Below are 12,551 nucleotides of genomic sequence, written 5' to 3' on the forward strand. Positions count from 1 at the left end.
TATAATATCATTGAATATAAACCTACAAAAAATATTATTCGCATCTTTATTTTTATTTTTAATAATTATTTTAATTATTAATAATTCTTTTTTTCAAAAAAAAATTATTGAAAATTATTTTAATCAGTTATCTATTGAAAATAACAGTGTTATTAAACTAGATGAGATTCAATATGATTTATTGAGTGGTGGTTTGTATGCAGATTTATCTTTATTTGAAGAGAAAAAAAATGATACTATATTACATGTTCCAAATTTATCTTTTAAGTTATCATTACTTGATGTATTTTTTTCTAAAACTATAGTAATAAATAAAATATTAATTGATTCCCCTAGCTTTAATATATTAGAAAAATCTAAAAATAATAAAAAATCACTTTTCACCTTTCTATCTAAAATTAATTCACTTAATAGAGATATTACTATATCTGAAATTAAGTTTAATAATACTTGTTTGTCAAGTATTTCAACAGGTCAAATGACTTGTTTAGACTTAAAACTTAGTGATGTCAAAATTAATGATATAGATTTTTCTATTCAAAATATTTTAATTAAACATAATGATTTATATATAAATACAGATCTTCTTCTTCGGGACTCCATTCTTTTTTTTCAAATTGATAGTGCTTTAATTAATACTGATGAGAAACTATTTAATTCCTTTAGTTTTAAGGATTCTGTTTTCAATTCTTCTTATATAAATTTTTCTGGTGATTTAAAACTCCTCAATGACTCGATTGACTTTAAAGGGAATTTATTTACAGAAAATAGTAATTTAGATATACATGTCACTAAAAATTACAATGAGATTCGTCTTAATTTTTTAAACATAAAATTGGGCTTGATAGATTTTAATGTCTTACCCAAACATCAAAAATTTTCAAAAAATATAATTTTTCAAGGAAGTTGCGTATTTAATGATTACGCGTCCAATGAGTTTAAAGGATACGGAACTATAAATATGGATTACGGTGAAATCACTTATTTATTTAACAAAGATTCTTTAAAAACAACTAATTTACACGTTGATTTAAAGGATTTTAATTTAGGTGGTTTAATTGATAATGATCTTTTTAGTCTGACTAACTCTCACGCTAAATTTAAGTTTGTTGATAATCACATTGATGATTTTTCATGTAATATATCTAATATATATTATAATGATTACAACTACAAAAATATTGTTTTAAGTGCATATTTAGATAATCAAATTTATAATATTTTTGGAAAAATCTCTGATGATTTGGTTAATGCTCAATTTTCAACATCTTTAAATAAATCTATAGCAAATAATTCGTTCAACTTTTCAGAAATATCAAGTATTGATGGATTAATTAATTATGCAAATTTAAATGCACTAAAATTTCCAGTTAATAGGTCTTTAGATTTTATATCAACAGAATTTGAAGTTAATAATATTAATATAGATAGTTGGAGTTCAAATATTAAACTAAAGAATTTTAAATATAATTTTGATAATCAAATTAAATTCATTGATTATTTTGATTTAACAATTCACGAGAAAAGTTCTAATTCTATGAAACTTAATTTAGTTTCATCAATTGGTAATATTATTATAGATTTTAAAAAGAAAAATAATCATCTTGCAAATTTATATTGTGATGTTAATCTTTCAAAAGCATCTGTTGTTTCAGAAATATTTTCAAATCAATTTCAATTTGATGATATTTTAAATTTGTCTATTTTATATGATGATTTTAATTTATCGCATTTTAATTTAAAATCACCTAAACTAAATTATTTAAATACAAATTTTTATAATGTTAATGTATCATCACATAATAATAATGATTTAAACATTGTTTGTTCGATTGACTCAGTTGTTTTTTCAGATAAATTATCCCTTAATGATTTTTCTTTATTAAGTGATATTACTAATAATAGTAAAGGAAATTATAATCTGACATATTCTGAAGAATTAAATAAAAAGAAAGGGGTCATCAAAGGAAATTTTGATATTTATGACAGTAATTTGGTGTTTTATTTTGATAAAAACTCTTTTATTAATTTTTCCAATAAGTCCTGGTTTATAGATTCGTTGTCTCAAGTTATATTAGATAAAAAAGGATTAGAGTTTAAGGATTTTTCAATTAACTTAAATCAGGAATCTTTGATTGTAGATGGTTTTTTAAATAAACAATCAAATTTAAATTTTTCATTTCAAAAATTTGCATTACATCATCTTAACCCCTTTTTGCCCAATTCTAACATGAGTTTTGATGGTTTGGTTCATGGAAATATTTTTTATAATAAATCTTATTTTCCAAGTTTAGTCGGCAACTTCGAGGTTGATGAGTTTACATTTAATAATGTAAATCTAGGGACATTAAATTTAAATAATTCTTTTAATGAAAAAAATGATTCATTATACTCTTATGGAACTATTAGTAATAAGGAAAATATTATGAGTTTTGATGCTCAATATCCTTTTGATGGAACTAATTATATTAATGCAGAAATTAATTTTAATAATTTCCCAATAGATGTTTTAGACGATTTACTAAATCCAATTTCTAATTTATCAGGGAATACAAATGGTAATATTCGTGTAAATGGTATTATTGATAATTATATTTTATCAGGAAGTACAAAAACCAATAATTTAAATTTTAATGTACCTTATTTACAACAAACTTATTTTAATGATTATGATACATTAGAGACTTATTTCACAAATGATTCTATTATTATCCAAGAATTTTCCTTTTTCGACATTCAGTATCAAACAGAGGCAGTTTTAAATGGTACTATTGAACATAAAGCTCTAAGAGATATGGAATATCAATTGTCTATTAAGACTGATAGTTTATTTACTTTTAATACGTCTAAGTTTGATAATAACAATTATTATGGCAGAGGATTTTTAGCAGGTAACATGATGATTAATGGTAATAATAATAATACAACATTAAATATTGATGCAGAAGCTAAAGATGGTTCAGTTGTTATGATTCCATTATCAAAATCTAGAAATATTAGAGATAATCAGTTTATAAAATTTTTAAATAATGAGCTCATTCAAGATGAGCAAGTTATTGTTGATGAAAAATCAAAATTTAATATGAATTTTAATTTAGATATTAAAAATAACTCACAAATTCAGTTAATTTTTGATGAAGAAATTGGTGATTTAATTAAGGGTTACGGTCAGGGAAGTTTATATTTAAAAATTAACGATCTTGGAGATCTAGAGGTTTTTGGAGATTTTATTATTGAAGAAGGTAATTATTTATTTACTCTTCAAGATGTGATTACTAAAAGTTTTCAAATCAATGATGGAGGATTAATTAGATTTAATGGTCATCCTCATAATGCTAAAATTGATTTAGATGTTTTATATAATGTTCAAGCGTCATTAAATCCTTTGAATTTAAATTATGATCGTCAAGTTAAATCCCCTGTAATTTGTGGTATGAAAATGTCTCAAGATTTATTGAATCCGGATATTGAATTTTTTATTGATATTCCAAATTCTGATCAAATTATAGAAACTTCCTTGGAAACTTTAACTAATACAGATCAAAAGTTATTAGAACAGTTTTTGTATTTGTTACTTGCAAATAGCTTTTTAATAGAAAATGACCCTAGTATAGATTATTTAGGAAATACTTTAGCTACAACAGGGACAGAATTATTATCTAATCAACTTTCTAATTGGTTATCACAAACAACCGATGCTTTTGACTTAGGATTTAAATGGGTTCCAGGAACTGGAGATTCATTAAGTTATCAACAAGTTGAACTAGCAGTTAGTAAAAAGTTTTTAGATGATAGGGTAGTAGTTAATGGTAATGTTGGTACACCCCCAGAACAATCTCAAGCTGATATTATTGGTGATTTAGATATTGAGTATAATTTCTTTAAAGACGGTAGACTTAAATTAAGAGTTTTTAATCGAGCTGAAAATTATGACCCTTTGTCCGAGTCACTAGGATATGAACAAGGATTTGGCATATTCTTTAAAAAACAATTTAATAGTTTTAGGGAGTTATTTCGACGAAACAAAAGGGAGAAAAATTAATTTTTTATAATCTATGCTGCATTTTATCTTTTTTTGTTTTTAAATATTTTTCATTATGTTCATTTTTACATGTTATTAAAGGCACATTTTCAATAATTTTAAGCCCATATGAGATTAGTCCTGTACGTTTTTTAGGGTTATTCGTTAGTAACTTTAGTTTAGCTATGCCTAAATCTCTAAGTATTTGGGCACCAACTCCATAATCTCTTTCATCCATTTTAAAACCTAATTGAATATTAGCCTCCACAGTATCAAGCCCTTTTTCTTGTAATTTATATGACTTTAATTTATTAAGCAACCCAATACCTCTACCTTCCTGATTCATGTATAAAACAACGCCCTTTCCTTCTTTTTGAATCATTTCAAGTGCTAAAGATAATTGGTCACCACAATCACACCTTAATGAGCCTAGAATATCTCCAGTGAAACATGATGAGTGTACTCTAGTTAAAATTACTTCATCATATTCCCACTTTCCTTTTACTATCGCTAAATGTTCTTCTCCAGTATTAATTTGTTTGTATGCAATCAGTTTAAACTGGCCATATTTTGTTGGTAATTGAACTTCTACCTCTTTACGAATTAAGCTTTCATGTTTTAATCTATATGCAATTAAATCTTCAATTGAAATTATTTTTAATTTATATTTTTTTGCAATTTTTTTTAAATCAGTTAGTTTCGCCATACTCCCGTCCTTATTCATAACTTCAACGATAACACCACATGGTTCTAAACCTGCTAATCTTGCTAGGTCAATTGCAGCTTCAGTGTGTCCAGCTCTTCTTAAAACTCCTCCTTCCATTGCTTTTAGTGGAAAAATATGTCCTGGCCTAGACAAGTCATTTATCTTGGTTTTAGAGTCTGCTAAAGCCATAACAGTTTTACATCTATCATGGGCAGATATTCCTGTACTGCATCCATCACCAATTTTATCAACAGATACAGTAAATTGTGTCTTCATTGGATCAGTATTTTTACCAACCATTAAATCTAAATCTAGTTCCTCGCATCTTTTTTGAATTAATGGAACACATATTAAACCTCTTCCCTGAGTTGCCATAAAATTAATCATATCAGGTGTTACTTTTTCTGCAGCACCAATAAAATCACCTTCATTTTCTCTATTTTCATCGTCCACCACAATAACTAACTTTCCTTTTTTAATATCTTCAATAGCCTCAGATATGGTATTTAATTTTTCTTTCATTTTTTTTAATTAAAAAGCTCACCCAATTTATTATTAATTTTTTTCCAATCATATGTTTTTTTAACAAATTTTAATCCGTTATCTCTTAATTTATTATATAATTCTTTGTTTTTTAGAATTTTAATACAAGAATTTGCAAATTCATTCTTAGAATTAGCAGTTATAATTTGTTCTTTACTAGCTAATAATGCATTATTAGCTAAGTCAGTTGTAATACATGGAATTCCCATTGACATAGCTTCTAATAGTTTATTTTGTAAACCCGTACCAATAAACATTGGAGCTACAAAAACACGTCCTAATGAATAAAGATCTCTTATATCCTCCACCCATCCAGAAATATGGATGTTTTTTTGTCTTAAGCTTAAAACTTTGTTACTTGGGTTAGTGCCACCTATCAATATATTACATGATTTATGTTGTTTTTCAATCAAAGGAAGAATCTTTTTACAAAGATAAGTTGCTGCCTCTACGTTGGGTGGATAGCTCATATTCCCGATAAATACTATATCAAATTTTTTTTGAATTTCAGTATTAGGTTTAAAGAATTTAGTGTCAACTCCATTAGGTATTATTTGGATAATTTTGTTGTTTTTATGAGAAATATACTGTTGATCATTTTTAGTTATTATTGTATGCTTTTTAAATTTATCAAAAATATAGTTTTCATATTTTTTTGTAATATGAAATTCATGATTAATCAATGGCTGAATAATTTTTGGAAAATTTGATATTCGACGTTCAATTCCTTTAGACATAGTATCCATGTAATCAATAATATTGTTTTCATATTTTGCTAAGTATTTAGAAGTTCTAATTAACTGGCTAAAAACCCAATCTGGTCTAATCTTTTTAATAATCTTATTAATTTTACTTTGATTTTTTTTGGAGTAAAAATAACCTACTTGCAGAGGTTCCTTAATTATAAAAGATTTTAAAGTATTAAATAAAATAGTAAATGAATCAGTATTTAATACATGAACTTCTTTACAGAATTTTTTTAATTCTTTTATTTTGTGTTTTTGTATTGGGGATTCGGTATTTATTGAAATTAAGTAAATATCATGAACAATTGATAAATTTTTAATTTGATGGTATATTCGTAGTTTATCACCCTTGTCTAGGGGAAATGGATATCTAGATGTTAAAATGATAATTTTTTTTCGACTCATTTTAAAATTTCATTTATTTTGGTTACAACATTCATTTCAGAAAAATGTTCTTGAATAATTTTTTGACCATTGGTTCCAATTTTTTTAGCATAGTTTTTGTCATTGATTAATAGTTCAATGGAATCAAAGAAATCATCAGCATTGTCTGCAATTAATATATTTTTTCCACTAGAACATGGAATTCCTTGTGCTCCTTTAGTTGTTGTGATAACTGGAATCCCCAAAGCCATACCTTCAAGGATTTTAATTCTTATACCGCTTCCAGAAAATAAAGGAACAAATAAAACCTCTTTATTGGAAATATATGATTCTGCATTTGCAATTTCAGATTGGATTTTTGTATTCTTAAGTTGTTTTTTTAAGTATTTTGCAGGCATTTTTTTTCCTGCAATATATACGTTAATTCTATGCTTTGAATTAAGTATTTTTGGGAAAACAGATTTTAAAAACCAATTTATTCCTTCTAAATTTGGTTTCCAATCCATTGCGCCTAAATGCACAATGCTGTTTTTTATTTTTTGTTTTTCGCTTTTTTTTACATTAAAGGTAACAGGTATATTATGAGTTTTTTTTGGATAAAGTTTTTTAAAGAACTTAAAATCTTCGTTTGAAATTGTAAAAATATAATCAACATCCCTAGGAATAGTTTTTTCCATTTTTTTTATTTGCAATGCTAACACAAAGTAAATGCTTTTTTTTAAAAAGTTTTTTCCTGAAAGATTCTCCCATATTTCATGTTCTAAGTTATGTGCTCTTAAAATAATTTTAACAGAACTTTTTATCTTAATTTTATTCAGGAATACTGTTGTGAAAATACTTTCAAATAGGATTATTTCATAGTCATTTTTATCTATCATCATTTGAATGTAATCTTTTATATGTCGACTATAAAATCGATTTGCTTGATATGAATTATTGCAAAGAAGACTATTCATTAATGCTTTTAAGTTTAATGACATGTTTTTATAAAAAACAATTTGATTTATGTTGTTGTTAATTGTTGACTTAAAGATTTTTTTATTTAATGAGTCATTTTTTTTTGTTATAGCTAGAAGATCTATTTTATAGTCAAGTTTAATAAATTTTTGAGCTAAATTTTGAATTGCAAGTGATCCTCCATCTAGGGCCGGAAATACCTCTTTATTAGCTATGATAAGTAGTTTTTTCATTCTTCATCGTTTCGTAATTAAGTAGTTTTTATTGACAATTGTCAATAAAAAAATACCAATAATTAACATTATATATGTTGATCCCCACATACCTATTAGTGGATCTATTAAATCTTTTTTTACCATTTTTTCACCTGTAATTGATACTATATGATAAACGAGAAACAAAATGATTGAAAAGACAACCGGAAGACCAAATCCCCCTTTTTTAATAATTGCCCCTATCGGAGCGCCAATAATGAGCATTACTATACAAGCAATTGATAATGTGAATTTTCTATGAAGTTCAACCTTAAATCTATTTATTTTTTTAATTAAAATATTTNGTTGATTTTGAAAATTTGCAAGGTTTTTTTTCTTCTTATTAATACTTGTTATTATTTGTGTTTTTGATGGATCTGTAGGTTCATAAACTCTTGAATCTGTATTTTTTGCAATAATTTTCTTTTTAATACCATTTTGTAGACTTAGTTTTTCATTTTGCAATGAGTCTAGACCAATTAGTAATTGTTTGATATTCATTGTTTTTGCTCTATTACTAAATCTATCAGAATTTGTGCGTTCCATTTGAAAGGATGATAGGTCAAGTTTTAAGTCATATGTGTCGAATTTGGTTGTTAATATATATTCATCATTTTTATTTGTGACTTCACTGTAACTTTCTCCATTTATTAAGTTAATTAGTAGATATTGGTTATTTTCTGTAGTTNCCATTTTAGCATTTTCTGAAGTGAAAATTTTTTTAATTCCTTTTTTGTCAGAATAATCATATATAATAACATNNTNNANNATGCCATTTTGTTCCTTTTTATCAATTCTTATACTATATCCCTCAATATCTGAAAAAAAGATTTTTTCTTGTATGTTAACATTAAGTTTTTTCTGCATAATATCATACATTAAATTTGTTGCTTTTAAATTTGAAAAGGGTATTGCATAATTTGAGATAATAAAAGAAAAAAATGCAATTAATAGACTAAAAGTTATTAATGGCTTAAATAAATATAAAAATGGCTTTCCAAGCGAATTTAGTGCAGTAATTTCTGATCTTTCAGCCATCCCACCAATTAACATAATTGATGCCAATAAAACAGATAGGGGCAGTGCTATTGGAATAAGTGTAATTGATGAATACCATAATAGTTCTAAAATTATGTCAAACTCTAGACCTTTTCCAATTAAATCATCAATATATTTCCAGAGAAATTGCATTAATAGAATTAACATTACAGTTGTAAATGTTAATATTAATGGCTTTATAAAAGATGAAAATATAAATTTTTTAAAAATGTTCACATTAACTAATGTTATGTGTTATGAACCAAGATGTTTCATTAATGTGTGTATTTGACTAGTCCATAAATCTTTTCCTTCTTGTACTTCTTCTGTTTCAGCAAAATCAGTTACTTTTAGAATTACATCATTTGTTATCTCATCAACTTCAATTCTGAATTCAAAAAATGTGTTATGAGGATAATCAACCCATCTAAACTTAATAAAGTAATTATTGGAGACAGTAATAAGTTCGGCTTCTTGTTCAGAATTATCCCAAAAAAAAGTATATGTTTTTTTTGTGCAATTTACATCATCTGCAAACCATTCTGATAAACCGCTTGGAGTACTTAGGCAGTTGAATAAAATATTTACTGAGGATCTGATTTGAAATTCTAATTCATATTTTTCCATCTAAAATAATTTTTGTGTCAATATACATTTATTTTATTATAATTTTATTCCTAATTCTTGGAATTTCCAAATCATATGTCTAAATTTTAGTATGTTCAGATTGAAAATTCTTTTTTTCTTACTAATTACCATTAATTTATCATTTGCACAACAGAATTATAATTTAATTGTTGATTTAGGTAGTAATCAATCACTTAATTTTCGTAGCATGTCTACTCAAGATAGCTTAGATATATTAATTGATTCAGATACAATTCTTAATATTAACTGTGCTATTAATAGTATGTTTTATTTAGAAAACAATAATGGAAATAAATATTATTTGTATTTGACTGAAAACTCACCTCATCCTACATCTTTTAAACTAAATGATACTGTTAGTATTAGTGGATATAATTCTAATTTTATTAAATTTTTTAATGAGTATGTAAAATTATATCAGTCAAATTTTGATATACAATCTTTAATGTCTGATTATACTAATTTAGACGAATTAGAAATCTATTTATATAATCTAATTAATGATGATATTTATGTTTTTTTTAATAATCATCAATACTTTGATTTTTTTTCAACAGAAAGTAGGGATTATTTTAGAACATTATTAAAGTATGAGTATTTAAGTTCTATTAGTAATTTTTTATTTAATGTCCAACATAAAAAAATTAATCTTGATTTAGATAATGCCAAATTAGATTTAGACTTAGTTGATATTAGATTATTGAAAATAGATGCCTTAATAGATAGTTTTGATGACAGCAGGTTTTTTGGAATGCAAACATTCCAGGATTACTCATTTAATTCATTATTCTTACTTGCTTTAAATGACTATAATGAATCTTTTAGGGATATTAATGATTTTCAGAATTTCACCTTATATTTTTTAAATTTTATTAATCAGTATTCTCCATATAGTTTAAGATATATTTTCATTCAAAAAATGATTAAAAACTTTTCAGCTTTAATAAAAAAAAATACTATTGACTATATAATCCAATTTTTGGATAACTCTAATTTATCATTACAAGAAATAGAATCAATAAGTAATATATTTTTGGAGAATTATAATCAAAATCTTGATAGTGATTTTAATTTAGATTCTCAGTCTTTAACACATGATTTTTATATTGAAAATAAATTTGGCGAAACATATAATTTAGATGATTATTTGGGAAGTGTTTTATATGTTGATATATGGGCCAGTTGGTGTGGTCCTTGTAGAAAACAATTTCCATATTCTAAGGATCTAAAAAGTAAATTTTCAAAGCGTCAACAAAAAAAAATTAAATTCGTTTACATATCTATTGATAATGATCTTAATAAGTGGAAGGAAAGTTTAGAAAAATTAGATTTAGAAGGTGAACATTTTATTTCTCCTGCAAGCCACCCCAAAAGTGCAGCAAATTACTTCCAGGCTTTTAGTATACCTAGATATATTTTAATTGATAAGAATGGAAATATATTAAATATGAATGCTAAAAGACCTAGTGATATTGCAATTTATGATGAATTACTAGAACTATTAGATTAAAAAATAAATGATTTCTAGAACAATAAGTAGCGAGGGGGAGATTTGAACTCCCGACCTCAGGGTTATGAATCCTGCGCTCTAACCAACTGAGCTACCTCGCCATGTTTTGGTGAACAAATATAATTATTTTTTATATTTAGTGTTAACTATGAACATTTTTCAATTAATTCTTTACATCTTAATACTTGTATTATTTTCGTGTTCTTCAAACAAAATCACCACTCACGATAATATATTTAGATATAATGAATCCTCAACAATAACTTCTCTTGACCCAGTATTTTCTAATAATCAGTCTAATATATGGGCTACGAATCAAATATTTAGCACTCTAGTTCAATTAGATAGTAGTATGGTTATAAAGCCTTTAGTTGCTAAAGATTGGTTTGTGACTGATAATGGACATAGATATACTTTTATTTTACGTGATGATATATATTATCATAAATCCGAATGTTTTGGAATTGATTCTACACGAAAGCTCGTTGCCAATGATTTTATTTATAGTTTATCTAGATTAGCTAATAATGATATTTTATCACCTGGAAGATGGACATTAGATTATTTTGATTTAGAAAATGTAATTGCTTTAAATGATACAGTTTTAGAGATTAATTTACCTAAACCTTTTCCTGGATTTTTAGGTTTATTGACAATGAATTATTTTTCATTTGTTCCTCAAGAAGCTATTAATCATTTTGGTGAAAATTTCTCTTCCCAGCCTATTGGTACTGGTCCTTTTTGTTTCAAAAAATGGAAGTCTAATGAAAAATTAATTCTTTTAAAAAACCCTGACTATTTTGAGTTTGAACAGAATTTAAGGCTTCCTTATTTAGATGGTATTTCAATTTCATTTATTACACAAAAAGAGTCTGTTTTTATGAATTTTATGTTAGATAATATAGACTTTATCTCTGGTTTAGATAGTAGTTTCAAAGATGAGTTAATTGATAATCAAGGTGAACTTTTGGAAACTCATAATAATAGATTTTCAATTTTATCTAACCCATATTTAAATACTGAATATTTAGGTGTGCATTTACCAAAAGTTAATAATGAAAATAGTCCATTAATGTATAAGGATTTTAGAAAAGCTCTAAACTCTTGTTTTAATAAATCTATAATGGTTAAATATCTCAGAAATGGATTAGTATATCCTGCAGATGCTGGATTTGTTCCACTTTCGTTAAAAAAATGTTATAATATTGAGTCAAATACTTTGTCTGCCGATAGTATAAAAAAATTAATATCAAAAACACCAAATAATGATAAAAAAATTATATTAAATACAACTTCAGAATATCTTGATGTTTGTGAATTTATTCAGCATAGTGCTCTTGAATATGGTATTAATATTGAAATTGAAATATCTTCTCCTGCTGTCCATAGAGATTTATTTTCTTCGGGTAATGCAAGTTTATTTAGAGCTTCTTGGATTGCTGATTATCCTGACCCAGAAAATTTCCTATCTCTTTTTTACTCAAAAAACAAAAGTCCTTTTGGACCTAATTATACTCATTTTAATAATGAATTATATGATAAGTTATATGACCAATCATTTATTACTAGTGATATGGATAGTAGATGTGATTTATTTAAGAAAATGGAGATAATTCTTCTTGAAGAAGCTATTGTATTCCCATTATATTATGATTATGTTTTTAGATTAGTTTCTAATAAAGTTAAGGGAATGTCTATCAATAGTATGAATACACTTTGTTTAAAAAGAGTCAAAAAAAATTAG

7 protein-coding genes, 1 tRNA gene and 1 pseudogene are annotated in these 12,551 nt (G+C 25.3%); 3 read left to right on the forward strand and 6 right to left on the reverse strand.

What is annotated here, in order from left to right; all coding sequences use genetic code 11:
- Nucleotides 1-10: 10 nt before the first annotated feature.
- Nucleotides 11-4,042, forward strand: coding sequence for a hypothetical protein (locus tag CBD51_002795; protein ID RPG59553.1), 4,032 nt, complete (start codon nt 11-13; stop codon nt 4,040-4,042).
- A 4-nt stretch (nt 4,043-4,046) separates the two neighbouring features.
- Here the strand turns inward: CBD51_002795 and CBD51_002800 are convergent, their stop codons facing one another.
- The 5 genes and pseudogenes from CBD51_002800 to CBD51_002820 all read right to left on the reverse strand — a co-directional run bounded on the left by CBD51_002800 (nt 4,047) and on the right by CBD51_002820 (nt 9,276).
- Nucleotides 4,047-5,249 (reverse strand): bifunctional 3,4-dihydroxy-2-butanone-4-phosphate synthase/GTP cyclohydrolase II, encoded by a 1,203-nt coding sequence (locus tag CBD51_002800; protein RPG59554.1) that lies wholly within the window; start codon nt 5,247-5,249, stop codon nt 4,047-4,049.
- 5 nt (nt 5,250-5,254) lie between these two features.
- Nucleotides 5,255-6,421, reverse strand: coding sequence for a glycosyltransferase (locus tag CBD51_002805; protein ID RPG59555.1), 1,167 nt, complete (start codon nt 6,419-6,421; stop codon nt 5,255-5,257).
- Nucleotides 6,418-7,590 carry a glycosyltransferase gene (locus tag CBD51_002810; protein RPG59556.1) on the reverse strand — a complete coding sequence of 391 codons (1,173 nt, stop codon included), beginning with the start codon at nt 7,588-7,590 and terminating at the stop codon, nt 6,418-6,420. The genes CBD51_002805 and CBD51_002810 overlap by 4 nt, the downstream gene beginning before the upstream one ends.
- Nucleotides 7,591-7,593: 3 nt before the next feature.
- Nucleotides 7,594-8,802, reverse strand: a pseudogene (locus CBD51_002815) (YjgP/YjgQ family permease).
- A 102-nt stretch (nt 8,803-8,904) separates the two neighbouring features.
- Nucleotides 8,905-9,276: an SRPBCC domain-containing protein gene (locus CBD51_002820; protein ID RPG59557.1), complete on the reverse strand. Its 372-nt coding sequence runs from the start codon at nt 9,274-9,276 to the stop codon at nt 8,905-8,907.
- A 91-nt stretch (nt 9,277-9,367) separates the two neighbouring features.
- Here CBD51_002820 and CBD51_002825 point away from each other — a divergent pair, with 91 nt between their 5' ends.
- Nucleotides 9,368-10,807, forward strand: a complete 1,440-nt coding sequence (locus tag CBD51_002825) for a TlpA family protein disulfide reductase (GenBank protein ID RPG59558.1) — start codon at nt 9,368-9,370, stop codon at nt 10,805-10,807.
- A gap of 27 nt (nt 10,808-10,834) precedes the next feature.
- Here the strand turns inward: CBD51_002825 and CBD51_002830 are convergent.
- Nucleotides 10,835-10,908, reverse strand: a tRNA-Met gene (locus CBD51_002830).
- Nucleotides 10,909-10,955: 47 nt separating this feature from the next.
- Here CBD51_002830 and CBD51_002835 point away from each other — a divergent pair.
- Nucleotides 10,956-12,551, forward strand: a complete 1,596-nt coding sequence (locus CBD51_002835) for an ABC transporter substrate-binding protein (GenBank protein ID RPG59559.1) — start codon at nt 10,956-10,958, stop codon at nt 12,549-12,551.

The sequence above is a fragment of the Flavobacteriales bacterium TMED191 genome, from assembly GCA_002171975.2.
GTDB lineage: Bacteria > Bacteroidota > Bacteroidia > Flavobacteriales > TMED113.